The organism is Streptomyces sp. NPDC050264, from assembly GCF_040655895.1.
GTDB lineage: Bacteria > Actinomycetota > Actinomycetes > Streptomycetales > Streptomycetaceae > Streptomyces.
Genome location: NZ_JBFAKV010000017.1, coordinates 20,248 through 46,509, shown reverse-complemented (window position 1 = coordinate 46,509; position 26,262 = coordinate 20,248). Strand labels below are relative to the sequence as shown.

27 protein-coding genes are annotated in these 26,262 nt (G+C 70.3%); 9 read left to right on the top strand and 18 right to left on the bottom strand.

The genetic code is table 11. From position 1 onward, the window contains the following. Positions 1 to 28: 28 nt before the first annotated feature. Positions 29 to 1,069 carry a CAP domain-containing protein gene (locus AB0J02_RS27480; protein WP_363196448.1) on the top strand — a complete coding sequence of 347 codons (1,041 nt, stop codon included), beginning with the start codon at positions 29 to 31 and terminating at the stop codon, positions 1,067 to 1,069. Between the two features lie 62 nt (positions 1,070 to 1,131). Continuing rightward, positions 1,132 to 1,512 carry a helix-turn-helix domain-containing protein gene (locus AB0J02_RS27475; protein ID WP_363196447.1) on the top strand — a complete coding sequence of 127 codons (381 nt, stop codon included), beginning with the start codon at positions 1,132 to 1,134 and terminating at the stop codon, positions 1,510 to 1,512. Here AB0J02_RS27475 and mutM read toward each other — a convergent pair. From mutM to AB0J02_RS27430, 9 genes are all read right to left on the bottom strand, one after another. Beyond that, positions 1,485 to 2,354 carry a bifunctional DNA-formamidopyrimidine glycosylase/DNA-(apurinic or apyrimidinic site) lyase gene (gene mutM, locus AB0J02_RS27470; protein ID WP_363196446.1) on the bottom strand — a complete coding sequence of 290 codons (870 nt, stop codon included), beginning with the start codon at positions 2,352 to 2,354 and terminating at the stop codon, positions 1,485 to 1,487. The two genes, AB0J02_RS27475 and mutM, sit on opposite strands and share 28 nt — an antisense overlap. Positions 2,355 to 2,499: 145 nt before the next feature. After that, positions 2,500 to 3,318, bottom strand: coding sequence for a ribonuclease III (gene rnc, locus AB0J02_RS27465; protein ID WP_363196445.1), 819 nt, complete (start codon positions 3,316 to 3,318; stop codon positions 2,500 to 2,502). Between the two features lie 7 nt (positions 3,319 to 3,325). Then, the gene (gene rpmF / locus AB0J02_RS27460) at positions 3,326 to 3,499 is read right to left on the bottom strand and encodes a 50S ribosomal protein L32 (RefSeq protein WP_363196444.1); all 174 of its coding nucleotides are present in this window, start codon (positions 3,497 to 3,499) and stop codon (positions 3,326 to 3,328) included. A 2-nt stretch (positions 3,500 to 3,501) separates the two neighbouring features. Continuing rightward, on the bottom strand, positions 3,502 to 4,149 hold the full coding sequence (locus AB0J02_RS27455) for a DUF177 domain-containing protein (protein WP_363196567.1): 648 nt from the start codon (positions 4,147 to 4,149) through the stop codon (positions 3,502 to 3,504). 169 nt (positions 4,150 to 4,318) lie between these two features. Continuing rightward, a complete protein-coding gene (locus AB0J02_RS27450; RefSeq protein ID WP_363196566.1) occupies positions 4,319 to 5,422 on the bottom strand; it encodes an ATP synthase F0 subunit B in 1,104 nt (367 codons plus the stop codon). Positions 5,423 to 5,513: 91 nt separating this feature from the next. Next, complete coding sequence (coaD, locus tag AB0J02_RS27445) at positions 5,514 to 5,993, bottom strand: pantetheine-phosphate adenylyltransferase (protein ID WP_363196443.1); 480 nt, start codon at positions 5,991 to 5,993, stop codon at positions 5,514 to 5,516. Between the two features lie 26 nt (positions 5,994 to 6,019). Further along, on the bottom strand, positions 6,020 to 6,616 hold the full coding sequence (rsmD, locus tag AB0J02_RS27440) for a 16S rRNA (guanine(966)-N(2))-methyltransferase RsmD (RefSeq protein ID WP_363196442.1): 597 nt from the start codon (positions 6,614 to 6,616) through the stop codon (positions 6,020 to 6,022). 48 nt (positions 6,617 to 6,664) lie between these two features. After that, positions 6,665 to 8,902, bottom strand: a complete 2,238-nt coding sequence (recG, locus tag AB0J02_RS27435) for an ATP-dependent DNA helicase RecG (protein WP_363196441.1) — start codon at positions 8,900 to 8,902, stop codon at positions 6,665 to 6,667. A gap of 118 nt (positions 8,903 to 9,020) precedes the next feature. Then, positions 9,021 to 10,727: a DAK2 domain-containing protein gene (locus AB0J02_RS27430; RefSeq protein ID WP_363196440.1), complete on the bottom strand. Its 1,707-nt coding sequence runs from the start codon at positions 10,725 to 10,727 to the stop codon at positions 9,021 to 9,023. A 261-nt stretch (positions 10,728 to 10,988) separates the two neighbouring features. Here AB0J02_RS27430 and rpmB point away from each other — a divergent pair, with 261 nt between their 5' ends. The 3 genes from rpmB to AB0J02_RS27415 all read left to right on the top strand — a co-directional run bounded on the left by rpmB (position 10,989) and on the right by AB0J02_RS27415 (position 15,841). Then, entirely contained in the window at positions 10,989 to 11,174 is a 186-nt protein-coding gene (gene rpmB / locus AB0J02_RS27425; protein WP_003957616.1) for a 50S ribosomal protein L28, read from the top strand. Between the two features lie 144 nt (positions 11,175 to 11,318). Next, entirely contained in the window at positions 11,319 to 14,336 is a 3,018-nt protein-coding gene (locus AB0J02_RS27420) for a BTAD domain-containing putative transcriptional regulator (RefSeq protein WP_363196439.1), read from the top strand. A gap of 167 nt (positions 14,337 to 14,503) precedes the next feature. Continuing rightward, entirely contained in the window at positions 14,504 to 15,841 is a 1,338-nt protein-coding gene (locus tag AB0J02_RS27415) for an FAD-dependent monooxygenase (RefSeq protein WP_363196438.1), read from the top strand. On the opposite strand, the gene thiD is transcribed toward AB0J02_RS27415, so the two are convergent. Both thiD and AB0J02_RS27405 read right to left on the bottom strand, forming a co-directional pair. Next, positions 15,787 to 16,767 carry a bifunctional hydroxymethylpyrimidine kinase/phosphomethylpyrimidine kinase gene (gene thiD, locus AB0J02_RS27410; protein ID WP_363196437.1) on the bottom strand — a complete coding sequence of 327 codons (981 nt, stop codon included), beginning with the start codon at positions 16,765 to 16,767 and terminating at the stop codon, positions 15,787 to 15,789. The genes AB0J02_RS27415 and thiD overlap by 55 nt on opposite strands. Then, positions 16,764 to 17,747, bottom strand: a complete 984-nt coding sequence (locus AB0J02_RS27405; RefSeq protein ID WP_363196436.1) for a thiamine-phosphate kinase — start codon at positions 17,745 to 17,747, stop codon at positions 16,764 to 16,766. The genes thiD and AB0J02_RS27405 overlap by 4 nt, the downstream gene beginning before the upstream one ends. 244 nt (positions 17,748 to 17,991) lie before the next feature. Between AB0J02_RS27405 and AB0J02_RS27400 the strand changes: the two genes are divergently transcribed. Together AB0J02_RS27400 and AB0J02_RS27395 are read left to right on the top strand one after the other, a co-directional pair. Beyond that, complete coding sequence (locus AB0J02_RS27400; protein ID WP_363196435.1) at positions 17,992 to 18,225, top strand: Lrp/AsnC ligand binding domain-containing protein; 234 nt, start codon at positions 17,992 to 17,994, stop codon at positions 18,223 to 18,225. Positions 18,226 to 18,245: 20 nt separating this feature from the next. Next, positions 18,246 to 18,752, top strand: coding sequence for a DUF3515 domain-containing protein (locus tag AB0J02_RS27395; RefSeq protein ID WP_363196434.1), 507 nt, complete (start codon positions 18,246 to 18,248; stop codon positions 18,750 to 18,752). A 36-nt stretch (positions 18,753 to 18,788) separates the two neighbouring features. Here the strand turns inward: AB0J02_RS27395 and AB0J02_RS27390 are convergent, their stop codons facing one another. The 3 genes from AB0J02_RS27390 to AB0J02_RS27380 form a co-directional block, all read right to left on the bottom strand. Beyond that, the gene (locus AB0J02_RS27390) at positions 18,789 to 19,979 is read right to left on the bottom strand and encodes a D-alanine--D-alanine ligase family protein (protein WP_363196433.1); all 1,191 of its coding nucleotides are present in this window, start codon (positions 19,977 to 19,979) and stop codon (positions 18,789 to 18,791) included. 70 nt (positions 19,980 to 20,049) lie between these two features. Next, positions 20,050 to 21,060 (bottom strand): NAD(P)H-dependent glycerol-3-phosphate dehydrogenase, encoded by a 1,011-nt coding sequence (locus AB0J02_RS27385; RefSeq protein ID WP_363196432.1) that lies wholly within the window; start codon positions 21,058 to 21,060, stop codon positions 20,050 to 20,052. Beyond that, entirely contained in the window at positions 21,057 to 21,818 is a 762-nt protein-coding gene (locus AB0J02_RS27380) for a lysophospholipid acyltransferase family protein (RefSeq protein WP_363196431.1), read from the bottom strand. The genes AB0J02_RS27385 and AB0J02_RS27380 overlap by 4 nt, the downstream gene beginning before the upstream one ends. A 136-nt stretch (positions 21,819 to 21,954) precedes the next feature. Between AB0J02_RS27380 and cofC the strand changes: the two genes are divergently transcribed. Together cofC and AB0J02_RS27370 are read left to right on the top strand one after the other, a co-directional pair. Beyond that, entirely contained in the window at positions 21,955 to 22,587 is a 633-nt protein-coding gene (gene cofC / locus AB0J02_RS27375; protein ID WP_363196430.1) for a 2-phospho-L-lactate guanylyltransferase, read from the top strand. A gap of 13 nt (positions 22,588 to 22,600) precedes the next feature. Further along, on the top strand, positions 22,601 to 22,804 hold the full coding sequence (locus AB0J02_RS27370; protein WP_363196429.1) for a hypothetical protein: 204 nt from the start codon (positions 22,601 to 22,603) through the stop codon (positions 22,802 to 22,804). 94 nt (positions 22,805 to 22,898) lie between these two features. Here the strand turns inward: AB0J02_RS27370 and AB0J02_RS27365 are convergent, their stop codons facing one another. The 4 genes from AB0J02_RS27365 to leuC form a co-directional block, all read right to left on the bottom strand. Then, positions 22,899 to 23,570 carry an HU family DNA-binding protein gene (locus AB0J02_RS27365; protein ID WP_363196428.1) on the bottom strand — a complete coding sequence of 224 codons (672 nt, stop codon included), beginning with the start codon at positions 23,568 to 23,570 and terminating at the stop codon, positions 22,899 to 22,901. A 133-nt stretch (positions 23,571 to 23,703) separates the two neighbouring features. Beyond that, on the bottom strand, positions 23,704 to 23,943 hold the full coding sequence (locus tag AB0J02_RS27360) for a hypothetical protein (RefSeq protein WP_363196427.1): 240 nt from the start codon (positions 23,941 to 23,943) through the stop codon (positions 23,704 to 23,706). A gap of 275 nt (positions 23,944 to 24,218) precedes the next feature. Next, positions 24,219 to 24,812: a 3-isopropylmalate dehydratase small subunit gene (gene leuD, locus AB0J02_RS27355; protein ID WP_363196426.1), complete on the bottom strand. Its 594-nt coding sequence runs from the start codon at positions 24,810 to 24,812 to the stop codon at positions 24,219 to 24,221. Between the two features lie 6 nt (positions 24,813 to 24,818). Continuing rightward, the gene (gene leuC, locus AB0J02_RS27350; protein ID WP_363196425.1) at positions 24,819 to 26,249 is read right to left on the bottom strand and encodes a 3-isopropylmalate dehydratase large subunit; all 1,431 of its coding nucleotides are present in this window, start codon (positions 26,247 to 26,249) and stop codon (positions 24,819 to 24,821) included. Positions 26,250 to 26,262 lie beyond the last annotated feature (13 nt).

The following is a 26,262-nucleotide window of genomic DNA, read 5'->3' as shown; positions in this document are numbered from 1 at the left end:
TGACCGCCAGGACGAGGAAGGCCAAGACATGGGACGCCACCGACGCTCCGCCGCCGGCCGCGCCGTCACGGGCCGCGCCGCTCAGACCCCGGGGAGCTACCCCGAGGGAACGTACGCCGAAGCATATGGCGAGACGTACGGTGCTGGTCAGGCGGGGTCTTATTCCCCGTACGACGACGCGACCGTGACCGGCGTGTACGGCTCCATATCCTCGGCCGGCGGATCGGGCCAGGAGCAGCACGGCCGGTCCCACCGGCGCAAGAAGCGCGGCGGCGTCCCCGTCCGCACCGGGCTGCTCGGCGCCTCCGCCGCCGTCGCCATGGGCGCGGTCGCGGTGGCCTCGGGACTGATCCCGGGCAGCGACAGCCTCAAGCTCGGCGGCGACCACAACGGGAACAACGTGCAGGCCGCCGGCTCCCCCTCGGTCGAGGCGCAGGGCGGCACGAGCGGCACGGTCGACGACCGCGCCCCCTCCGCCGCGAGCCGCGACAACGAGCGCACCACCCCGTCGGCCTCGGCCTCTCCCTCGAAGTCCACGTCGGCCGAGCCGTCGTCGAAGCCCTCGACGAAGCCGGCGCCGTCCAAGACGTCCGCCGCCGGCGGCACCACTACGACGAAGAGCGCGAGCCCCTCGACTCGGGCCCCCGAGAAGACGCAGGCGCCCCCCGCGAGCGCGCCCGCCGCGTCGGCGGAGAGCTCGGCGGCGGCCCAGGTACTGACGCTCGTCAACCAGGAGCGGGCCAAGGTCGGCTGCTCGCCCGTGACCGCCGACAGCGGCCTCGCCGCGCTGGCGACCGCGTTCAGCGAGGACATGGCCGCGCGGAACTTCTTCGACCACACGGACCCGGACGGCGCAACGCCCTGGGACCGCGCCAAGAAGGCCGGCATCACCGACCTCGGCGGCGAGAACATCGCCCGCGGCCAGGCCAATGCCCAGTCCGTGATGGACGCCTGGATGAACAGCCCCGGCCACAAGGCGAACATCCTCAACTGCGACTACAAGACCCTCGGTGTGGGCGTGCACTTCGGCTCCGGTGGTCCTTGGTGGACGCAGGACTTCGGCTTCTGAGTCCCCCACCGCACAACCTGCGCTAACTATTGGATAGCGCTGTGCGGGAGTACCCTCGGTGTATGGACTCCACCGACCTCGCCTTCGACGTGTTCTCCAAGGCGTGTCCGTCCCGCGGCACGCTGGAGCACGTCACCGGCCGCTGGGGCGGGCTCACGCTGAGCGCGCTGTACGAGGGAACCCTCCGCTTCAACGAGCTGCGCCGCCGCGTGGACGGGGTGAGCGAGAAGATGCTCTCCCAGACGCTGCACGCGCTGGAGCGCGACGGCCTGGTGCACCGCGAGGCCCAGCCGACGAACCCGCCGCGCGTGGATTACGAACTGACCCCACTGGGCCGGGACGTGGCCGAGCGCCTGCTGACCCTCATCCACTTCGTGGAGGGGCGCATGGACGACGTACTGGTGGCGCGCGAGCGTTACGACGCGACGCGCGGGGCGCGCTGACAGCGCGGGCAGAAGTAGCTCGACCGGTTCATCCAGGCCCGTCGGCGCATGGGCGTGGCACACCGGCGGCAGGGCTCGCCCTCACGTCCGTACGCGTCGAGGGACCGGTCGAAGTAGCCCGACTCCCCGTTCACATTCACGTAGAGCGAATCGAAACTCGTCCCGCCCACCGCGAGCGCCGCGTTCATCACATCCCTTACGTGGCCCAGGAGTTCGGCCGTGCGGGGGCGTGTGAACGTGCCTGTGGGGCGCTCGTAGTGCAGCTTCGCGCGCCACAGCGCCTCGTCCGCGTAGATGTTCCCGACACCGCTGATGAGCGACTGGTCGAGGAGCGCCCGCTTGATGGTGGTGCGCTTCGCGCGCAGCGCTTCATGGAAGGCCGCGTCGGCGAAGAGCGGGTCCAGCGGATCGCGGGCGATGTGCGCGATCACGTCGGGCAGACCGTCCGCACTGTTCTCGGCGGTCTCGTGCAGCGACAAACCGCCGAAGGTGCGCTGGTCGACGAAGCGGAGTTCGGTGCCGAGGTCGTCGGCGAAGCGGACGCGGATGCGCAGGTGCTTCTCGTCCGGGGCGTCATGCGGCTGGACCAGGAGCTGACCGCTCATGCCGAGGTGCGCGAGCACGGACATGTGCGTCGTCTCCAGCGGCAGCCACAGGTACTTGCCCCGTCGGCTCGGCTCCCCGATCCGCTGCCCTTTGAGGCGGTACGCGAAGTCGTCGCCGCCCGCGATGTGACGGCGAACGGAGCGCGGGTGCAGAACCTCCGCGTCGGCGACGGTCCGGTGCGCCACCCAGCGCGCGAGGCCGCGCCGGACGACCTCTACTTCGGGCAGCTCTGGCACGGCGGTCCTCCGGACGGGGCGGGCGTTGAGGGGGTGCGGCGAGCCTATCGCGCGCCCCGGCGGCGCGGGGAACGGGGAGCCCTCCGCAAAAACGCCCGTCCCCACCGGCCGGAGCCGGTGGGGACGGGCGCAGGAAGCGCAGCGGTTACGCGCCGGGGGCGGTGTCTGCCGCCGTCCCGTCCGGGGCGGCGGCCGAAGCCGCGGCCTCGGCCCGCTCGTCCGCGGCAGCGCGAATCGCACGCCACGCGGACTCTGCGGCCTGCTGCTCCGCTTCCTTCTTGCTGCGGCCGGTGCCGGTGCCGTACGAGACGCCTCCGACGCGGGCGGCAGCAGTGAAGGTCTTCTCGTGATCGGGGCCGGTCTCGGAGACCAGGTACTCGGGAACACCGAGCCCCTCGGTCGCCGTGAGCTCCTGGAGACTGGTCTTCCAGTCCAGGCCGGCTCCCAGGTTCGAGGACTTCTCGATCAACGGGTCGAACAACCGGTGCACCAATTCACCGGCCGCTTCCAGTCCTTGATCCAGATAGACCGCGCCGATCACCGCTTCAAGGGTGTCGGCCAGAATGGACGCCTTGTCCCGGCCGCCCGTGCCTTCCTCGCCCCGGCCGAGCCGGATGAAGGAGCCCAGGTCCAGCCCGCGGCTGACCTCCGCCAGTGCACGCGAATTGACCACCGCGGCCCGCAACTTGGCCAATTGGCCCTCGGGCAGGTCGGGGTGGGTGCGGTAGAGCGTGTCGGTGACCACGAGGCCGAGCACGGAGTCCCCGAGGAACTCCAGACGCTCGTTCGTGGGCAGTCCGCCGTTCTCGTACGCGTACGAGCGGTGCGTCAGCGCACGCACCAGAAGGGCGGACTCGAGCTTGTACCCGAGCCGCCCTTCCAGAAGCGTGTGGGACGAGGCTGTGGTGTCGGCCTTTTTCTTGGCGTCATCCGCCGATTTATGGCTAGCCACTGTGCCTCTCACCAGCCGCTCAGACCTCGAGGACCTGGCGCTTGTTGTAGGTGCCACAAGCGGGGCACGCGATGTGCTGCAGCTTGGGCTCCTGGCAGCGCTCGCACGAAACCAGGTTGGGGACCGCAGCCTTCCACTGCGACCGGCGGTGGCGCGTGTTGCTGCGCGACATCTTCCGCTTCGGAACAGCCACGGCTACTTCTCCTGCTTCTCGTCGACGCCCGACTCGGCGCCGCTCAGCTCGTCCTTCTCGCCGTCCTGGATGGATCCAGCGAGTCCCTGCAATGCCGCCCAACGGATGTCGACGGCGTCGTGATGATGTCCCGGTTCGTCCGCGAGCCGCACTCCACACTCGGAGCACAGTCCCTCGCAGTCGTCCTGGCACACCGGCTGCATCGGCAGTGAGAGCACCACCGCATCACGCAGCACGGGCTCGAGGTCGAACAAGCCGTCCTCGAGAAAGAGTCTGTCTTCGTCCTCTGGGGATTCCCCGGCGTCGTCGGCCGGTTCCGTGCGGGCACGGCCACGGTCGTCGGCGTCAGGGTACGAAAACATCTCCTGGAAGTCCGCTTCGGCATCGAGGCCGATCGGCTCCAGACACCTTACGCACTCCCCCTTCGCCAGTGCACGGGCGGTGCCTGTGACAAGCACCCCTTCCATGACCGACTCCAGACGGAGGTCGAGCTCCACCGGGGCGCCTTCCGGCACCTCGATGACTCCCTGGATACCGAAGTCCTTGGGAGCGTCGATCGTGCGGGACAACCGCTGCATGGCACCTGGACGCCGACCCAGCTCGTGCGTATCGAACACAAGTGGGTTGCGGTGGTCGAGGTGAGTACTCAGGGCCGATCCTGCTTTCGATCTTCGAAACTCATGGGGGTCACCGCCCCGAAATTTCCGGGCAGCTTGGGATCACACGTGTACGCGCGACCGGAGAACCAGGGTACTGGACCTTTCGCTGTCGGCCCAATCCGGTCCCGGCCACCCTGAGCGGCGCCCCCGGAGCGTGCTGTCAGCGCCCCTGCTCGTACTGCCGCATCTGTTCCAGGCTGATCATGCTCGTGTCGAAGAGGCTGGTCTCGTCGAGCGCGCCTGCCTGGTCGTGCTGCTGCTCCTGCTGCTGCGGCTGCTGGTATCCGTACGGATCCTGCTGCTGGTACGCGGCGTACGGGTCCTGCTGCATCTGCTGCTGGTATCCGTACGGGTCCTGCTGCTGGTAGGCGGCGTACGGGTCCTGCTGTCCGTACTGCTGCTGGTACGCATACGGATCCTGCTGCTGTGCGTACGCCGCGGCCGGCTGCTGGGCCGGGATCTCCGGCATCTCCGGGATCTGGGGCATGGCCGCGGGCTCCGGCTGCTGCTCCTGGCTCTGGCCGGGGATCCCGCCCTGGCCGCCGATCTCGGCAAGGCCCGCCAGGTAGTCGGCGTCGCTGGTGTGCGCCTGGGCACCGCCCTCGCCGTCCATGGACAGCGCGCCCAGGTCGTCGCTGGCGAGCCGGCCGTGCAGCTTCTGGCGGCCCTTGCCCACGGCGTCCAGGGTCTTGGCGAGCACCGCCTCGAAGGCGCCCAGCTTGGTGTCCACATACGCGTCGGCGTCACGGCGGAGCGTCTCGGGGTCGTGGCTGCGCTCGGGGGCGTCCTCGTCCTCGTAGCCCTGCTCGTCCGTGCCGGGGCCGGTGCCCAGGAGCTTCTCGCGGCCGCGGCCGACCGAGCCGAGCGTCTTGGTCAGGACGACCTCGAAGTTGGCCAGCTTGGAGTCGACGTACTCGTCGGCCTCCGCGCGGACCTCCTCGGCCTCCTGACGGGCCTCGGAGAGGATCCGGTCGCCCTCGTTCTGCGAGCGGCGGGCGATCTCGGTGTCGGAGATCAGGGAGCCGCGCTCGGCGTGCGCCGTCTCGATGATCCGGTCGGCCTCGGCCCGGGCCTGCTCGACCATCTGCTCACGGCCGCCGATGAGTTCCTGGGCCTGCGCGAGGGAGCCGGGCAGCGCCTGGCGCACCTCTTCGAGCATCGAGAGCAGGTCTGCGCGGTTGACCACGCACGAGGCCGACATGGGCATGGACCGGGCGCTGCCGACCGCGGCGACGATCTCGTCGAGCTTCTTCTGCACGTCCACCGTGTGCTCGCCACTCTCTCGTCTTGTCACCGGGGTGACAGGGGGTTTGGAGACGGACGGGACGACTGTATGCCCAACTGGTGTGTGGCTGTCACTTCTTGGGGAGGCGCTCGGTCAGCGCCTCGTGCACCAGCGGCGGGACCAGGTGCGATACGTCGCCGCCCCAGGCCGCGACCTCCTTGACGAGCGAGGAGGACAGGAAACTGTAGGTGGGGTTCGTCGGGACGAAGAGGGTCTCGACGCCCGAGAGACCGTTGTTCATCTGGGCCATCTGCAGCTCGTAGTCGAAGTCGCTGACGGCGCGCAGGCCCTTCACGATGGCCGGAATGTCTCGCTGCTTGCAGAAGTCGACGAGGAGGCCGTGGAAGGACTCCACTTCCACGTTGCCGAATTCGGCGGTGACCTCGCGGATCAGCTCGATCCGCTCGTCGACCGTGAACAGGCCCTTCTTGGACTGATTGATCATCACCGCGACGTGCACGACGTCATACAGCTTCGACGCTCGGGCGATGATGTCTAGGTGGCCGTTGGTGATGGGGTCGAACGACCCGGGACAGACTGCGCGGCGCACGGGAAGTCCCTCGCTCTCCGGTCCGGTCATCGTGCGTCGTCGCACGTGAGGGTGGTGTTCAGGGCGGCGCGACCGTACCAAAACGTGCCCTCGCCGTAGCGACGGGACCTGAGTCCCTCGAAGCCGTCCGGCCAGCTGAATTCTCCGCCCCTGGTGCTGCGCTCCACGGTGACGAGCGCTTCGTCCGTGAGCCAGCCCTGAGTGCGGAGTGTGAGCAGGATCTCGCGAAGATCGTCGTCCGCAACGGCGTACGGCGGGTCGAGAAAGACCAGGTCATAGGGCAAGGCCGGGGGCGCTCCCGCGACGACTTGGGCCGCTTTTCCGGTACGTGCCTCAGCTCCGGGCAGGTCGACCGCGCGGATGTTCTCCCGGATGGTGCGGGCGGCTCGGGTGTCGGCCTCGACGAGCAGCGCGTGCGAGGCGCCGCGGGAGAGGGCCTCCAGGCCGACGGCCCCCGAGCCCGCGTACAGGTCGGCGACGCGGGTGCCGTCGAGCGTGCCGAGCAGCGCCTGCCAGGTGGAGAAGAGGCCCTCGCGCGCCCGGTCGGAGGTGGGGCGGGTGCCGTTGCCCGGCGGCACGGCCAGGCGGCGTCCGCCGGCGCGCCCGGCGATCACGCGGGTCATCTCGGTCCTTGTCCTCGTGCGGGGCCGTGGGGCTGGGGGATCAGTGTCTCAGCCCTTGTCGAGGTACTGCTCACGCTCCTCGTCCAGAAGGGCGTCGAGCGCGATGCGCAGGCCGGGCAGGCGCTCCAGGTCCGGGTCGGCCGTGACCACCTTGGTGGCCTCCTCCCGCGCCTCGGCGATGATCTCCTCGTCCTCGATGACAGCGAGCATCCGCAGCGAGGAACGCACTCCGGACTGGGCCTGTCCGAGGACGTCGCCCTCCCGACGCTGCTCCAGGTCGATACGGGACAGCTCGAAGCCGTCGAGCGTGGAGGCGACGGCGCCCAGGCGCGCGCGGGCGGGGCTGGCCTCGGGCATCTCGGTGACCAGGAGGCACAGCCCCGGCGCCGAGCCACGGCCGACGCGGCCGCGCAGCTGGTGGAGCTGGGAGACGCCGAAGCGGTCGGCGTCCATGATCACCATCGCTGTGGCGTTCGGCACGTTCACACCGACCTCGATGACCGTCGTCGCCACCAGGACGTCGGTCTCGCCCGCGGTGAAGCGGCGCATCACCGCATCCTTGTCGTCGGGCTGCATCCGGCCGTGCAGCACCTCGACCTTGAGTCCCTGGAGCGGGCCGTGCGCCAGTTCCTCGGCGACGGCGAGCACGGCGAGCGGCGGCCGCTTCTCCGCCTCGTCCTCGGCGGACTTCTTGGGGGCCGCCTTGGAAGGGGCCTTACTGGAGGCCGCGCCCTTCCTGGGTTTCTCGTCCTCGTCGTCGCCGATGCGCGGGCAGACCACGTACGCCTGATGCCCCTTGCTCACTTCCTCCCGCACGCGCTCCCACGCGCGCGACAGGAAGTGCGGCTTGTCGGCGGCGGGCACCACATGACTGGCGATCGGCGAGCGCCCGGCCGGAAGCTGGTCGAGGACCGAGGTCTCCAGGTCACCGAAGACCGTCATGGCGACCGTGCGCGGAATCGGCGTCGCGGTCATCACCAGGAGGTGCGGCGGCTGCTTGCCCTTGGAGCGCAGGGCGTCGCGCTGCTCGACGCCGAACCGGTGCTGCTCGTCCACGACGACCAGGCCCAGATCATGGAACTGCACCTTGTCCTCGATCAGCGCGTGCGTGCCGATGACGACGCCGGCCTCGCCGGTGACCAGATCGAGCAGTGCCTGGCGGCGCGCCGCGGTGTTCATGGAACCGGTGAGCAGCACGACCTTGGTGGAGTGCTCCGAGCCGCCGAGCATGCCGCCCTCGGCCAGCTCGCCCATCATCTCGGTGATCGAGCGGTGGTGCTGCTGGGCGAGGACTTCGGTGGGCGCGAGCATCGCGGCCTGACCGCCCGCGTCGACGACGGCGAGCATGGCGCGCAGCGCGACCATCGTCTTTCCGGAACCGACCTCGCCCTGGAGCAGCCGGTGCATCGGATGCTCGGTGGCCAGGTCGTCGAAGATCTCCTTGGAGACCTTCTGCTGACCTTCGGTGAGCGTGAACGGCAGCTTCGCGTCGAAGGCCGTAAGAAGTCCGTCCGGTTTCGGCACGCGCGCGACGGCGGTCAGCTGAGTGTCCGCGAACCGGCGCCTGGCGAGGGCGACTTGGAGGACGAACGCCTCGTCCCACTTGAGGCGGCCCCGGGCGTCCTCGATGTCGGCCTTCGTGTGCGGCCGGTGGATCTTGAGCAGGGCCTCGGTCAGCGGGACGAGACCGCGGCCCTCCCGCAGCGACTCGGGCAGCGGATCGACGGCTTCCCGCGCGCTGGGCAGCACCAGATCGACGGCCTTGGCGATCTTCCAGGACTCCAGCTTTGCGGTGGCCGGGTAAAGAGGGAGCAGCGCTCCGGCCCAGGAGCCGACGGCCTCGGCCGCGTCCTCCGAGGTCTCGGCGCTCAGCAACTGGTAAGCAGGGTGCGCCAGTTGCATCTTCCGGTTGAAGACGCCGACCTTGCCGGCGAACATCGCGCGCGTGCCCGGCAGGAGGTCCTTGTGCGGCTTGTGGATGCCGCGGCCGAAGAAGACGAGCTGGAGCTGGCCGCTGCCGTCGGTGATGGTGACTTCGAGGCGCTGCCCGCTCCCCCCGTTGAATTTCAGGACGCGGGCGGTGGCGACCTGCGCGACGACCGTGACGTGCTCGTCGAGCGGCAGCTCCGCGAGACGGGTGAGCTCCCCGCGCTCCGCGTATCTGCGGGGATAGTGGTGCAGCAGGTCACCGACGGTGTGCAGGCCTAGATGCTCGGCCATCACCTTCGCGGTGGGAGGTCCGAGCACTTTCTTCAGCGGTTCTTCGAGCACGGGCACGAGATCCATTGCACACCACGCCACTGACAATCCCGCGAACATCTCGGAAAACCGCTGGTCATCCGCGGCTCTCCGGCCCGCGCGTTTCAGGCCGGAGGCGGACCACCACTCGACTTCCCGACGCCGGCTATTCGACGCCGATCAGCATCGGCGCCGACTGCCGCCCGCCCCGGTACACCACGGTGTCCACGGCCAGATAGGTCTCACGGACGTGCTGTTCGAGGCCGTCCGCGACCTCGTCGGGGACCTCGTCGCCCAGGACGAGCGTGACGAGTTCACCGCCGGCCGCGAGCATCCGGTCGAGAACGGTACGGGCGGTCGCCGGGATCTCGCCCCCGATGACGGCGACGTCGCCGTCGATGAGGCCGAGGACGTCGCCCGCCTGGCAGATGCCGGCCATCGTCCACGACTGCCGTTCGGCGACGGCCAGTTCGGCGTACCGGGTCGCTCCCGCGGCCGAGGTCATCGCGACGACGTCCTCGTCGAAGCGCCGGTCGGGTTCGTGCACGGCGAGCGCGGCGATGCCCTGCACCGCGGACCGGGTCGGGATGAGCGCGACCCGTACGCCCTCGGAGCGGGCCTGTTCGGCCGCGGCCGCCGCGGTGTGCCGCAGCTCGGCGTCGTTCGGCAGCAGCACCACCTCACGCGCGTGGGCACGCCTGATCGCGTCGACCAGTTCTCCGCTGGCGGGCGGTTCGCCGGGACGGTCGGGCACCGTCGTCGCGCCCGCCTCCGCGTACAGGCCGGCGAGCCCGTCACCCGGCACGACCGCCACCACGGCCCGCTGGGCCCGTTCGCGCGGGGGCGCCGAGGAGCGGGCCGCGTGTGCGTCACCGAGCCCGAAGTGCGTGATGCGGATGCGGTGCGGCCGACCTGCCTCCACGCCCGCCTCCACGGCCGCGCCCGCGTCATCGACGTGCACGTGGACGTTCCACAGGCCGTCCCCGCCCACCACGACCAGCGAGTCCCCGAGGGCGTCGAGCCTGGTCCGCAGCCGGGCCACGGCACGGTCGTCGGCTTCGAGAAGGTAGATGACCTCGAAGGCGGGCCCGGCGGCACCGGGCTCCTCCACGCACTCAATAGGGGCGCCGTCAGCGACGTCTTCGCCAGGGACATCGGTACGGGTGTCCACGCGCGCGTGGACACCGTCCCGGCGATCGCGTACTGGCGCGGCCTGTCCGGAGACGGCCTCGCACAGGGCCCCGAGCACCACGACAAGGCCGCGCCCGCCGGCGTCCACGACCCCGGCGCGGCTCAGCGCCGCGAGTTGTCCCGGCGTCGCGTCGAGCGCCGCGCACGCGCCTTCGTAGGCGGCACGGGCCACGGCGCCGCAGTCACCGTCGGTCTCCGCCGCCGCCTGCGCGGCCGCCGTCGCCACGGTCAGGACCGTGCCTTCCACAGGGCGGGCCACCGCTTCGCGCGCGGACTCGGCGGCCCGGACCAGCGCGAGTCGAAGTGCGCCCGCCTCCGCTCCGGCGCCGTGATCCCCGTCACTGCCGCCGCCGTCGGCGAGGACCTGCGCCATGCCCCGCAGCAGCTGCGCGAGAATCGTCCCTGAGTTGCCGCGGGCGCCGATGAGTGCGCCGTGGGCCATCGCGCGCACCACTTCCGGCAGTGCGGGCGCGGCCGGCTCGGGACCCGCCTCGAGCCCCGTGAAGACCGCCTCGACGGCTTGCTGCGCGGACTCGACGGTCAGGTAGAGGTTGGTGCCGGTGTCCCCGTCGGCCACGGGGTAGACGTTGATCGCGTCGATCTCCGCACGGTCGCGGCCGAGCGCCTCGAGAGCGAGTGAGCACCAGGTGCGCACGGCGACGACGTCGAGCACCTGCGGCACCTGCGCCTCCTTGAGCGGCCGGACTGGCCTCGCAGAGTAGACCCCGCCGGACAGCCGCCGGGGAAGGGGCCCGGACCGGGGGGCGGGGCAGCGGCCCGGGCAGTCATGGTAATTTCGTTGTACCGAAGCAGCCGTTGTATGCTGCTCCGGTTGCCCGATATCCATCGGGCTCTCCCCTGGCACCGCCACTCAGATCCTCTGATCCTGATCCCGGCATGCCGGGATCAACCGTAAGTGCATCTGAAGTCTTTGGAGTGACCCGTGGCTGCCAACTGCGACGTCTGCGGCAAGGGGCCGGGCTTCGGCAACAACATTTCGCACTCGCACCGCCGTACGTCCCGTCGCTGGAACCCGAACATCCAGCGTGTGCGTGCAGTGGTCGGGCGGACGCCGAAGCGGCTCAACGTCTGCACCTCGTGCATCAAGGCCGGCAAGGTCTCGCGCTGACGAATCGCTAGCGCGGCCACCTCGCTGGTTGCTTGAAGAAGCCGGTCCCCTCGGGGACCGGCTTTTTCTTATGCCCGCTTCCGGGACAGGGCTGGAAATCCCGTCGAGGTCAGCACTGTCAGTGGCGGCTGCCAGACTCTGCGCATGCGGTTCGGCATCCTCGGCCCCCTCGACGTGCGGGGCCCCGACGACAGCCCCCTCGACCCCGGGGGGCCACGGCCGCGTGCCCTGCTGACCGTGCTGCTCCTGGAGGCCGGCCGTGCGGTATCGGCGGAGCGCCTGATCGACGGCCTGTACGGCGAGGACCCACCGGCCAACGCCGCCAACGCGTTGCAGTCGCAGGTCTCCCGGCTGCGCAAGCGGCTCGGTCTGGAGATCGAGACGGGACCGGCCGGATACCGGCTTGTCGTCGCCCCGGACGCCGTGGACGTACACCGCTTCCAGCGCCTGGCGCGCGAGGGCAGGCAGGCGCTGGACACCGGAGACCATGCGCGCGCGGCTGCGCTGCTGCACGAGGGTCTCGCCCTGTGGCGTAGCCCGGCGCCGGACGACCTGCCCCGCCTGGACGAGCTGCGGCTCGGTGCCGAGCAGGACCGGATCGAGGCAGACCTGGCCCTGGGCGGTGACGCGGACCTGGTGGCCGAGGTACGCGAGCTGATCGCGCGGAATCCGCTCGGCGAGCGCCTGTACGGCCTGCTGATGCGCGCGCTGCACGCGGCGGGCCGCCCTGCCGAGGCACTGCACGTCTTCGAAGAGGCACGGCGCGTCCTCGCGGACGAGCTGGGCACCGACCCGTCGGCGGAGCTGGCGGCCCTGCACCTGGAACTGCTGCGGGGGCAGGAGCCCGTGCGACAGCGCGGGGTGCCCGCCCAGCTGACGCGCTTCGTCGGGCGGACGGACGAGCTGGCCCGGATCGACGCGTTGCTGGCCGATGCCCGCCTGGTGACGCTGACCGGTCCCGGCGGCACGGGCAAGACGCGGCTCGCGATCGAGGCGGGGCGGGCCCGCGAGGACGTCTGTTACGTGGAACTGGCGCCGCTCGCCGACGGCGCGGGCATCCCGTACGCGATCCTCACCGCGCTCGGTGTGCGCCAAGGGCTGCGCGGACCGCAGGGCGAGGAGGCCACGGAGCGGCTCGTGGCCGCGCTCGAAAGCCGTGATCTGCTGCTCGTGCTCGACAACTGTGAGCACCTGATCGAGGGTGCCGCCCAGGTGGCGGGGGTGCTCCTGGGCAGCTGTCCCGGCCTGCGCATCCTGGCGACCAGCCGCGAGGCGCTCGGCATCACCGGCGAGGTGCGGTGCCCGGTGCCGCCCCTCGCGGCCGGCCCGGCGGCCCAGCTTTTCGGGGACCGGGCGGCAGCGGTGCGGCCGGATTTCGAAGCCCACGGGCACGCGCAGGTGGCCGCCATCGAGCGTGTCTGCGAGGCGCTCGACGGACTGCCGCTGGCGATCGAGCTGGCCGCTGCCCGACTGCGTACGCTCACGGTCGACGAGCTGGCCGAGCGGCTCGGTGACCGCTTCCGGGTCCTGTCGCGCGGGGATCGCACCAAGGCCCCGCGGCACCGCACACTGCGGGCCGTCGTGGAGTGGAGCTGGGAGCTGCTCGACGAGGAGGAGCGGGACCTGGCCTGCCGGATGACGGTGTTCGTGGGCAGCGGCCTGTCCGGCGGCGCGACACTGGACGCTGTGGAGGCGGTGTGCGGCATCCCATATCCGGAGGATCTGCTGGCCTCGCTCACAGAAAAGTCGTTCCTGGAGGCGTCCGAGGGGCGCTACCGGATGCTGGAGACGATCCGCGTCTTCTGTGCCGAGCAGCTGACGGACGACGTATCGGGGGACGTCTCGGCCAGGCTGAGGGACGCGCACGCGACGTACTTCCTGCGGCTCGCGGCGGAGGCCGAGCCGCGCCTGCGCGGACACGAGCAACTTCCCTGGCTGGCGCGGTTGTCCTCGGAACGCGGCAATCTGGACGCGGCCCTGCGCCACTTCCTCCGTGCCGCCCCGTCCGACGGACTGCGCCTCATGGCGGACCTCTCATGGTTCTGGCGGTTGCACGGCCTGGCCGGCGAGCGGGTCGCCCTGGCGCGCGAACTGATGGACGCTGTGGGGCCGAAGGCACCGCCGGGCCTGGAGGAGGAGTACGCGCTGTGCGCGCTCAACTCCGTGATGGGGGAAGGCGACGAGGCCCGGCTCGCCCGTGCGGACAGACTGCTGGGCACGATCGACCGCCAGTTGAGACTGCCGTTCACGGTGGTTCTGTGGACGCTCGCCGTCGGACCCGAGCGGTCGCGCGACGAGCGAGTGCGCGCACAGGTCGGGAACGATCCGTGGGGTCGGGCACTGCTCGCCGTCGGACTGGGGTTCCAGGAGCAGTTCGCGGGCCGCCCGGCGGCATCGGAGACACTGTTCACGCAGGCCCTGGCGGGTTTCCGGGAGACCGGCGACCGATGGGGCATGGCCAACTCGCTCGACCAGCTGGGGATGTACGCCGACTGGCGCGGCGAGTGCGGCCGTGCACTGGAGCTCATCGACGAAGCGCTCGGCTACGCGCGCGAGTTGGCGGCGCCGGAGGAGACCGCCGACCTGTTGTGCAGACGTGGCGCCGTCCTGCTGCACAGCGGCGCGTACGAGGAGGCGGCCACGGACTTCGCGCGGGCCGGTGAGCTGGCGCGGGCGGCAGGCACCCCCGAGAAGGTGGCCGGGGCGATGTGGGGCATGGGCGATGCGGCGCGCCTGTCCGGGAACACGGCTCTCGCACGGGAGCACTATGAGACGGCCCTGGAGACGAGCGCGCGCTCCTGGTACAGCGTCGGCCAGACGGTGCACATCTTCCTGGGGCTGGGCCGCGTGGCCCTGGCCGAGGGGCGTGCGGACGAGGCGGACGACTGGTTCGCTCAGGCCTGGACACTGTCGACGAGCGCCGAGACACAGGGACTCGAACTCGCCCGGGTCGCCGAGGCGCTGGCGTCCCGGACCGACGAACCGGAGCACGCGGCGACACTCCTCGGCGCCGCGTCGGCGCTGCGCGGACAGCTGATCGTGGACGACCCGGACGTCACACCGCTCGAACTCCGGCTCCGGCGCATGCTCGCGCCGCAGGTGTACAAAAAGGCCTTCGAGCTGGGCGGGAGTCTGCGGCACGACGCCGTGCGCGGTCCGTAGCGTCGCTCCGGTCACTCGATGGGCCGGTCACCGGGCCACCCAGCCACCCGCCACCCGCACGCGCCGAGCCGGGCCATGCCGTCCAGCGGCGCATCGGTCAGCGGCCGGTAAGGGACGGTCAGCGCGTGGTCAGCGAACGGTAAGCGCCCGGCCGCAAGCTCACTGGCATGACGAAACAGACGCACCCCACCGACAGTGACAGCGACAGCCACCGGGGCTCCGAGGGCCGCCGGGCCACCGCCCACCCCGAACCTGCCCGCAGCGTTCCCGACGCCCTCGCCCACCTCGACGTCCTGGTCTCCGGCGCCAGCGTCGCCGGCCCCGCGATCGCCTTCTGGCTCTCCCGCCAGGGCGCCCGCGTCACGGTCGTCGAAAAGGCGCCGGCCCTGCGTGAGGGCGGCTTCGCGGTCGACTTCCGCGGCCCGGTCCACCGCGCTGTCCTCACCCGCATGGGCATCTGGGACGAACTGCACCGGATCCAGACCGACATGGGCCGACAGACCATCGTCGGTGCCGACGACAGCGAGCGCGTGGACCTGCCCGCGTATCTGATGAGCGGTGACGTCGAGGTGTTCCGCGGCGACCTCTGCGCGCTCCTGCACGAGCGCACGAAGGACAGCGTCGCGTACGTCTTCGGCGACTCGATCGCCTCGCTCACGGAGACGGCCACCGGCGTCGACGTCACGTTCGACCACGGCGCGCCCCGCACCTTCGACCTGGTCGTGGGCGCGGACGGCCTGCACTCGAACACCCGGCGTCTGGCCTTCGGTGACGAATCCCGGTACCTGCGGTTCTTCGACTACTACATCGCCGGGTTCGACATGCCCAATCACCTGGGCCTCGACCGCACAGCCCGGCTGTACACCGAGCCCGGTCGGACCGCGATGATCAGCAACTACGACGGCACCCCCGAGCGGGCGGGCGCGGCCGTGGTCTTCCACTCGGAGCAGCTCGCGTTCGACCGCAGGGATGTCGCCCAGCAGAAGCGGATCATCGCCGAGAAGCTGCGCGGTATGGCCTGGCCGCACGTGCGGCAGATCCTCGACGCGCTCGACGCGACGGACGACCTGTACTTCGATGCCATCGCCCAGGTCCATATAGGCCGGCTCTCCGAGGGCCGCGTGGTCCTGCTCGGCGACGCGGGGCACGGCGCGACGATGGGCGGCATAGGCACCGGTACGGCGTTGGTGTCGGCCTACGTCCTGGCGGGCGAGCTCGTGGCGGCGCACGGCGATCACCGCGCCGCGTTCGCGGCCTACGAGGCGGAGATAACGGAGTACGCGAAGGGCTGCCAGAAGCTTTCGGGGAACGCGGGCCCGTTCTTCGCCCCGCCCACCGAGAGAAGGATCCGCAGTCGCGACCGGATGTACCGGGTGCTCGGCTCACGCTTCGTGGCGGGCTTCTTCAAGCGCATCACGGAGAAGGCGGCGAGCAACCTGGCGCTGAAGGACTACGGCCTGGCCGGCGAGTCGGGGCCCACGGCCGGCCTGAACCTCCAGCCGTGATCCACCGGCCCGATCCCACCGCCGAGCGCGAATCCGGCGGCGATCGCCCCGGTCACGTACTCCTTGGCCGCGTACACGGCCTCGGGCACCGGCTGTCCCTTTGCCAGTTGGGCCGCGATCGCGGAGGCCAGGGTGCAGCCCGTGCCGTGCGTGTGCCGGTTGTCGTGGCGCGGAGCACGCAGCCAGTACTCCTCGGACCCGTCCGTGAGCAGATCCACGGCCTCTGCAGACCCAGCCGACCCTGCTGTCCCTGCTGACCCTCCTGAGCTGACGGAGACGAAGGTCCCGCCGCCCGAGTCGGCACCCCCGGGGGCAACGACTCCCCCACCCGGACCGAAACCGGAGTACGCACGCCGACCGTCGGAGCGCAGATGTCCGCCCTTGATCACCACCCACTTCGGCCCGTACGCGAGCACGGCCGTGGCGGCGCGTCGCATGCCGTCCTCCGACTCGACGTGCAACCCGGTGAGTTGAGCCACTTCGTCGAGGTTGGGGGTGGCGACGGTGGCGGTCGGCAGCAGTCTCGTGCGGACGGAGTCCAGCGCGGACGCGGCGAGCAGCGAGTCCCCGTGCTTGGACACGCCGACCGGGTCGATCACGACCGGGGCCGCGGTCCCCGCGAGCAACTCGGCTACGCATTCCACGAGTTCGGGCGATGCGAGCATCCCCGTTTTGACGGCCTGCACCCCGATGTCGTCGACGACACTGCGGTACTGAGCGCGTACCGCCTCCGCCGGAAGCTCCCAGGCTCCTTGCACGCCGAGGGAGTTCTGCGCGGTGACGGCGGTGATGACGCTCATGCCGTGAGTGCCCAGCGCGAGCATGGTCTTCAGGTCCGCCTGAATTCCGGCGCCGCCCCCGGAGTCGGACCCGGCGACGGTCAGCACCCGTACGGGCGCGGTGGCGGGGGTGACGGGAACGGTCATGACTCGATCTCCCCACCGGGGCTGTCGTCCCCGAAGTGGTCCCAGCCGCCCTTGCTGGTCCAGGGAGCGCCGTCCACGGTGACCTGCGGCAGGGCCGAGGGGTTCAGCACCTCGCCGATCACCTTCCAGCGTGCGGGGAGTTTCACGTCCGGCGGGAAGGTGGCCACGATGGCGTGGTCCTCTCCCCCGGTCAGCACCCATTGCAGCGGGTCGACGCCGACGGCCTGCCCGATGTCGTTCATCTGGGAAGGCACGTCCACATTTCCGGACTTGATGTCGATGCGGACCTTGCTGGCCTCGGCGATATGGCCCAGGTCGGCGATGAGCCCGTCGCTCACGTCGCACATGGCGGTGGCGCCGAGCCCGGCCGCGGCGGGGCCCGCGTGGTACGGCGGTTCGGGGCGGCGGTGCGCCTCGACGAAGGCGCGCGGCGAGCGGAAGCCGCGGGAGAGCACGGCGTATCCGGCCGCGGACCAGCCGAGCCACCCGGTGACGGCCACGACGTCGCCGGGGCGTGCGCCGCCGCGTGTCACGGGGTCGTGGTTGCGCAGGTCACCGAGCGCGGTGATCGCGATGGTGATGGTGTCGCCGCGGACGACGTCGCCGCCGACCACCGCGGCGCCGGCCACCTGGCACTCGTCGCGCAATCCGTCCATCAGCTCCGAGGGCCAGGACGCGGGCAGTTCGGCGGGGACCACGAGGCCGAGCAGCAGGGCCGTCGGCACGGCGCCCATGGCGGCGATGTCGGCGAGGTTCTGTGCGGCGGCCTTGCGGCCGACGTCGTACGCCGTGGACCAGTCGCGTCGGAAGTGCCTGTTCTCCAGCAGGATGTCCGTGCTGGCGACGACTCTGCGGTCCGGCGCGGCGACCACGGCGGCGTCGTCGCCGGGGCCGATCCGTACGGCCGGGGTGGTGGTGAGCCGAGAGGTCAGCTCTCGGATGAGTCCGAACTCCCCCAGTTCGCCGACGGTGCCCTTCATGCGCGTGCTGCCCCTTCTGCCGCGGCCTGCTTGCGGTCGCGGGCCGTCTCTGTCATGGGTACGGTTTCTGTCATGGGCGTGCCCTCAGCTTCTCTCATGGGCCTGCCTTCACGATCCCTCGCGCGGCCGCCGTACACGCGGTGAGTACGCCACAGCCGCCCCGGGTCTCCCCGCGACGAGCGGCGACGCGATACCGTGGCGTCCCTTCTCCCCACATGATCCTCGTGGCCGCCCTGGAGGTTCCGTGGTACAGGCGTACATCCTGATCCAGACCGAAGTAGGCAAGGCGTCGACTGTCGCCGAGCTGATCGCGAAGATTCCAGGAGTGATGCAGGCCGAAGACGTCACCGGCCCTTATGACGTGATCGTGCGCGCGCAGGCCGACACGGTCGACGAGCTGGGTCGCATGGTGGTCGCCAAGGTCCAGCAAGTGGACGGCATCACACGCACCCTGACCTGCCCGGTCGTCCACCTGTAGCCCCCGTCTACCCTGGTCCGGTGAACTCTTTCCGTCACCGGATCCGCTCTGTCCGCTCTGTCATCGGGGTGCCCGCACTGTCGCTGCTGGTCGCCGCCGCTTCGGGCTGCGCTTCGACGGATGATGCGCCCGCGGCGAAGGTTCCCACCCCGGACGCGAAGGTCACCAAGCTGTGCCGGAATCTGCACGACCTGCTGCCGCAGAAGGTCGACGGACTTGAGCGCAACGATCCCGAACCACACTCCGAGCTGACCGCGGCCTGGGGAAGTCCGGCGATCATACTGCGCTGCGGTGTGGGCTGGCCTGACGCGGTGCTGAAGAAGGGCACCATGCCCGCGACCGTCGACGGGGTCGAGTGGGTGGTGGAGGAGCTCGGCAACGGCGCGCAGCGCATGACGACGGGGGGGCGTCTCGCCTACGTGGAGTTGACGATCCCCAAGGAGCAGGTCTCCCGGGGCGGCGCGGGCCCGCTGGTCGACCTGGCCGGGCCCGTCAAGAAGGCGATCCCGAAGGGGATCGCCGACTGACGCGGACGCGCGCGGCGCGCGTCCACGGGCGGATTCCTAGCGCAGCCCCGTCGACCGGCGCAGCGCGGCCTGCAGCAGCAGATCCACCAGTTCCGGGTAGCTGACCCCGCTCTCCTGCCACATCCGCGGGTACATCGAGATCGGGGTGAAGCCGGGCAGCGTGTTGATCTCGTTGATCACGAACTCGCCGTCCTCCCCGAGGAAGAAGTCCGCCCGCACGATGCCCTCGCAGGACACGGCGTCGAAGGCCGCGACGGCGAGGCGCTGGACCTCCGCCGTCTGTTCCGGCGTGAGCGGCGCGGGCACGATCCCCGCGGCGGAGTCGATGTACTTGGCCTCGAAGTCGTAGAAGTCGTGGGCCTGGACCGGCGGGATCTCGGCCGGGACGGAGGCGCGCGGCCCGTCCTCGAACTCGAGCACGCCGCACTCGACCTCGCGTCCGGCGATCGCCGCCTCGACGATGACCTTCGGGTCGTGGGCGCGGGCCGTCTCCATGGCCTCGTCGAGTCCCTCGAAGGAGTCGACCTTCGTGATGCCGATCGACGACCCGGCGCGCGCGGGCTTGATGAAGAGCGGCCAGCCCTGCTCGCCCACGAACTCGGCGACGCGGCGCCGGGCGCCTTCCTGGTCGCTTTCCCACTCGCGCGGCCGGATGACGAGGTACGGCCCGACCTTCAGCCCGAAGGACGTGAAGATCCGCTTCATGTACTCCTTGTCCTGGCCGACGGCCGAGGAGAGCACACCGCAGCCGACGTACGGCGTCCCGGACAGGTCCAGGAGTCCCTGGATCGTGCCGTCCTCGCCGTACGGGCCGTGCAGCACGGGGAAGACGACGTCGACGTCGCCGAGGGCCTTGGGCACGGAGCCGGGCTCGTTGTAGACGACCTCGCGGGAGGCCGGGTCGACGGGGAGGACCACGCCGCCCTCGGGCGAATCCGCGAGATCGGCGACGTCCGGCACTTTGCGGTCGGTGATGGCCATCCGCTCGGGGTCGTCCGACGTCAGCGCCCAACGCCCCTCGCGCGTGATGCCGATGGGCAGCACGTCGTACTTGGAGCGGTCGATGGCGCGCAGGACGGCGCCGGCGGTGACGACGGAGACGCCGTGCTCGGAACTGCGCCCACCGAAGACGACGGCGACCCGCGGCTTCCGCCCGCTCGCACCACTCACAGAGGACGCGGAGGACGCTGTAGGCGCAGGGCTCTGGGGGAGGTTCTCGCTGCTCATATCGCGTTGAGCGTACCTGCTGGTAGTACGGGAGTCAGCGCCCGACAGAGCCAAGCCGCGCCGCCGTCGCTCAGCGTCGCTCGGGCTTGGCGGAGCGCGACATCAGCTCCTTGAGGGCGACGACCGGAGGCTTCCCCTCGTGCACGATGCCGACGACCGTCTCCGTGATGGGCATGTCGATGCCGTGGCGGCGCGCCAGGTCGAGCACGGACTCGCAGGACTTGACGCCCTCGGCCGTCTGCTTGGTGACCGCGATGGTCTCGGCCAGCGTCATGCCCTTGCCGAGGTTCGTGCCGAAGGTGTGGTTGCGCGACAGCGGTGAGGAGCAGGTGGCGACGAGATCGCCGAGCCCCGCGAGTCCGGCGAAGGTCAGCGGGTCGGCGCCCATCGCGTGTCCGAGCCGGGTCGTCTCCGCGAGGCCGCGCGTGATGAGCGAGCCCTTCGTGTTGTCGCCCAGGCCCATGCCGTCCGCGATGCCGACGGCGAGCCCGATGACGTTCTTGACGGCGCCGCCGAGCTCGCAGCCGACCACGTCGGTATTGGTGTACGGCCTGAAGTACGGGGTGTGGCAGGCGACTTGGAGGCGCTGGGCGACCGGCTCGGAACGGCAGGCGACCACTGCGGCGGCGGGCTGCCGGGCGGCGATCTCGCGCGCGAGGTTCGGACCGGTGACGATCGCGATGCGGTCTTCCCCGACCTTGGTGACGTCCTCGATCACCTCGCTCATCCGCATGGCGGAACCCAGCTCGACGCCCTTCATCAAGGAGACGAGGACGGTGTCGGGGGCGAGCAGCGGCGCCCACTCGGCGAGGTTGCCGCGCAGCGTCTGTGAGGGCACGGCGAGCACGGTGAAGTCGGCGTCCGCCGCTGCCGCGGCCACGTCGGTCGTCGCCCTGATGCCCGCGGGCAGCTCGACGCCGGGCAGGTAATCCGGGTTCGTACGCGTGGAGTTGATGGCTTCGACGGGCTCCGGGCGGCGGCCCCACAGCGTGACATCGCACCCCGCGTCCGCGAGCACCATGGCGAACGCGGTGCCCCATGAACCGGTCCCGAAGACTGCGGCCTTCACGGGTCGGGTCACTTGCTCTCCTCCGAACTGCCGCTCTGTGCCTGCGACTTGCGGCGCTGCTCGATGCGGGCCCCGCGCGGGTCGTAGCGCTTCTGCGGGGCCTTCTCGCCGCGCAGGTCGGCCACCAGGGAGGTGATCTCGGTCATGATGACCTCGGTCGCCTCCTTCAAAAGGTCGGGGGTCATTTCCTTGTCGTAGAAGCGCGTCAGGTCGACGGGCTCGCCGGCGAGGACATAGTGCTTCTTGCGCGGGAAGAAATGCGGCTTCTTCGCATAGGGCGCGAGTGCTTCGGTGGCGCCCCACTGGCCGACGGGAATGACCGGGCACTGCGTCTGCAGCGCGACGCGCGCGACTCCCGTCTTACCGGTCATCGGCCACAGTTCGGGATCCCGGGTGAGAGTTCCCTCGGGATAGAAGGCGACGCACTCACCGCGCTCCACGGCATCGATCGCGGCGCGGAAGGCGCTCAGCGCGTTCGTGGACTCGCGATAGACGGGAATCTGACCGGTGCCGCGCATCGCCGCCCCCACGAACCCCTTCCTGAAGAGGCCGTGCTTGGCGAGGAATCGCGGGACTCGTCCGGTGTTGTACTGAAAATGGGCGTACAGGAAGGGGTCGAGATGCGAATTGTGGTTCACCGCGGTGATAAATCCGCCGTCGGCAGGAATGTTCTCCATTCCGCGCCAGTCCCGCTTGAACAGAACCACCAGGGGCGGTTTGCAGAGGACCGCTGCGAAGCGGTACCAGAAGCCGATTCTGCGGCGGGACACTCGGACACCTTCCTCTAGGACCTGGCAGGTGGTACCCCGTCGGGCCGCACAAGTGTCGCCCCAGGCCACCGGTCTGTCGAGAACACCGTACGCCCGCCCGAACAGCCGCACCTCATGCACAGGTCACAATAGGCACGTGCAGTGGACCCTGGTGATACCGCTGAAACCGCTGGTGCGGGCCAAGAGCAGGCTGGCGCCCGCGGCGGGGGGCCTGCGCCCGGGCCTGGCCCTGGCGTTCGCGCAGGACACCGTGGCCGCGGCGGCGGCCTGTACGGCGGTACGCGATGTGGTGGTCGTCACGGATGATGTCCGCGCGGCGCGTGAACTGGCGGCCCTGGGCGCCCGCATCGTCCCCGACACTCCCCAGGCCGGCCTCAACGCCGCGCTCACCCATGGGGCGGCGTCCGTACGGTCGCTGCGTCCCGCCGCGCCCGTGGTGGCCATGAACGCCGATCTCCCGGCGCTGCGGCCCGCCGAATTGGCCCGGGTTCTCACTGCGGCCGCCGCATTTCCGCGCGCATTTCTGCCCGACGCCGCCGGAATCGGCACCACCCTCTTGTCCGCGTCCGCCGGCACGGAATTGCTTCCCGCATTCGGCACCGCTTCCCGCGCCAGGCATACGGCGTCCGGGGCCGCGGAACTCCCCCTCGACGGCGTCGCCTCCGTACGCCAGGACGTCGACACCGGCGACGATCTGCGCGTGGCGCTCGCCCTGGGTGTGGGCCCGTACACCGCGAAGACCACGGCCGGGCTGCTGACCGTGGACTGAGTACGCTGCCTGCATGCAGGCCACCGCGTATACGTACGACCCCGATTCCCGCTCCGGCAGCGTCCTCCTGGACGACGGCACGCCGCTGCCGTTCGACGCCGCCGCCTTCGACGCGGGCGGGCTGCGCCTGCTGCGGCCCGGCCAGCGGGTGCGTATCGACGTACACGGTGAGGGCGAGGCGCGGCAGATCGCGCTCGTGACCCTGCAGACCTTCTGAACCACCCGGCCACACTCCTCCGTGGACACGCCGCGGGCCGGGCTCCCCGAGGGGAGCCCGGCCCGGCGCGTGAGCAGCCTGCTGGCGTACGCCCTTACTTCTTGCGGGCGGTGGCCTTCTTGGCGGTGGTCTTGCGCGCCGTCGACTTCTTGGCGGGCGCCTTCTTGGCGGTGGCCTTCTTGGCCGGCGCCGTCTTCTTCGCGGTGGCCTTCTTGGCGGTGGCCGCCTTCTTGGCCGGCGTGGCCTTCTTGGCGGCAGCCGTCTTCGTCGCCGTGGCCTTCTTGGCGGCGGACGCCTTCTTGGCGGTGGTGGCCTTCTTGGCGGTGGTCGCCTTCTTCGCGGCGGTCTTCTTCGCCGGCGTGGCCTTCTTGGCGGCGGCCTTCTTGGCCGTCGTCTTCTTGGCCGCGGCCTTCTTGACGGTCGCCGAAGCGGTGCCGGTCAGGCTGCCCTTGGGCGCCTTCTTGACCGCGACGTCGTTCTTCGGGAGCTTCTTGGAGCCCGCGACGAGGTCCTTGAAGCCCTGGCCCGCACGGAAGCGCGGCACCGACGTCTTCTTGACCCGGACGCGCTCACCCGTCTGCGGGTTGCGGGCGTAACGGGCCGGACGGTCCACCTTCTCGAACGAACCGAAGCCGGTGACCGAAACGCGGTCACCGTTGACCACGGCACGGACGACGGCGTCGAGTACGGCGTCGACAGCGTCGGCTGCCTGCTGACGGCCACCGACCTTGTCGGCAATCGCTTCTACGAGCTGCGCCTTGTTCACGTCTTCCCCTTCGGAGACCATTGCCGGGGCGAATCTCTTTCGACCCGGCTTTTTCGCACGTTAGGCAGATATATACCGCAAATCAAACGCGAAACGGGCTAATCACCCTTGTGCCGCAACGAACTCGGCTGTCTCAGAGTTCCTCTTCCGTGCCGGAGCCCTCTTCGAAGTCGTCGAGGTCCGCACTGAATCGCTCCAGACGCCTTGCCGCAGTGGCGAGATCGTGTTTGGCCGCAGCCGTAATGGCCAGCAGCTTCCGGGTCAGCGCCATCCGTACGCCCTCCGGGACTTGCAGTGCGCGCACTCGGGCGTGCGCTTCCTTCAGTTGGTTCGCGACCGCCATGTACATCTGGAGTTGGCCGTCGTGTTCCATGCACAGATTGTGCCATCTGGGGCGAGTTGTCGCCTCCGCAGGGGGTAACTCCCGCCCCACAAGGGCTTCCTGGGCCCTTTCGCGACGTCCCCGGTCAGAGCGACACCGAGTCCCGCGTACCCCAGGAACACCCCTGATATGCAAGGGAGTTGAGACACGCGGGAGACCACCCGTTCAGGTCAGCCGGAGGCCTTTGGGGCCGCACACGGAAGTACCCCCAACCGATGCACGATTGGGGGTACGAGGCCTGCGGATGTGGCCTGAATGAGCCTTGCTCAGACCTGGATCGTTTGCGGCTTGTGCGCGGGGCGCTTCGCCTCGTAGGCGGCGATGTCGCTCTCGTTGCGCAGAGTGATGCTGATGTCGTCGAGCCCGTTCAGCAGCCGCCAGCGGGAGTTCTCGTCGAGTTCGAAGGAGGCGGTGATGCCCTCGGCGCGAACTTCGCGCTCCTGCAGGTCGACCGTGATCTCGGCCTGCGGGTCGTTCTCCACCAGGTCCTGCAGCGCGTCCACGACCTTCTGGTCCAGGACCACGGTCAGCAGACCGTTCTTGAGGGAGTTGCCGCGGAAGATGTCGGCGAACCGGGCGGAGATCACGGTCTTGAACCCGTAGTTCTGCAGGGCCCACACCGCGTGCTCACGGGACGAGCCGGTGCCGAAGTCGGGGCCGGCCACCAGCACCGTGGCACCCTCGCGCTCGGGCTTGTTGAGCACGAACTCGGGGTCCTTGCGCCAGGCCTCGAACAGCCCGTCCTCGAACCCGTCCCGCGTGACCTTCTTGAGCCAGTGAGCAGGGATGATCTGGTCGGTGTCGACATTGCTGCGGCGCAGCGGGACGGCCCGGCCGGTGTGCGTGGTGAATGCTTCCATGGCTGATCAGACTCCAGCGGGCGTACGGGCATCGGCGTCGGACAGGTCGGCCGGAGAGGCCAGATGGCCCAGCACGGCGGTGGCGGCGGCGACCTGGGGCGAGACCAGGTGCGTACGGCCGCCCTTGCCCTGCCGGCCCTCGAAGTTGCGGTTGGAGGTGGACGCGGAGCGCTCGCCGGGGGCGAGTTGGTCCGGGTTCATGCCCAGGCACATGGAGCAGCCCGCGTGCCGCCACTCGGCGCCGGCCTCCTTGAAGACCTTGTCGAGACCCTCGGAGACGGCCTGCAGGCCCACCCGCGCGGAGCCGGGGACGACCAGCATCCGTACGCCGTCGGCGACTTTGCGGCCCCCGACGATCTCGGCGGCCGCGCGCAGGTCCTCGATGCGACCGTTGGTGCACGAACCTACGAAGACGGTGTCGACCTTGATGTCGCGCAGCGCCTGCCCGGCGGTCAACCCCATGTATTCCAGGGCCTTTTCGGCGGCGAACCGCTCCGAAGCGTCTTCGTACGAAGCCGGGTCGGGGACGTGCGCCGAAAGCGGTGCGCCCTGGCCGGGGTTGGTCCCCCAGGTGACGAACGGGGAGAGTTCCTCGGCCTTGATGAACACCTCGGCGTCGAAGACCGCGTCGTCGTCGGTGCGCAGCGTCTTCCAGTACGCGACCGCGGCGTCCCAGTCCTCGCCCTCGGGCGCGTGGACGCGGCCCTTGAGGTACTCGAGCGTGGTGGCGTCGGGGGCGATCATGCCCGCGCGGGCACCGGCCTCGATCGACATGTTGCAAATGGTCATGCGGGCTTCCATCGAGAGCTGCTCGATGGCGGAGCCGCGGTACTCCAGGATGTAGCCCTGGCCGCCGCCGGTGCCGATCTTCGCGATGATCGCCAGGATCAGGTCCTTGGCGGTGACGCCCTCGGGCAGGTCGCCGTCGACCGTGATCGCCATGGTCTTCGGGCGGGCCATCGGCAGGGTCTGGGTGGCCAGCACGTGCTCGACCTGCGAGGTGCCGATGCCGAACGCCAGCGCGCCGAACGCGCCGTGGGTGGAGGTGTGCGAGTCGCCGCAGACCACCGTGGTGCCCGGCTGGGTCAGGCCCAGCTGCGGTCCCACCACGTGGACGACGCCCTGCTCGACGTCGCCCAGGGAGTGCAGGCGCACCCCGAACTCGGCGGCGTTCTTGCGCAGCGTCTCCAGCTGGACCCGCGAGACCGGGTCGGCGATCGGCTTGTCGATGTCGAGGGTCGGGGTGTTGTGATCCTCGGTGGCGATGGTGAGATCGAGGCGCCGCACCTGGCGGCCCGCCTGGCGGAGGCCGTCGAAGGCCTGCGGGCTGGTCACCTCGTGCAGCAGGTGCAGATCGATGAAGAGGAGGTCGGGCTCGCCCTCGGCGCGCCGGACGACGTGGTCGTCCCAGACCTTCTCCGCGAGTGTCCTACCCATCGCTTTCCCTCCG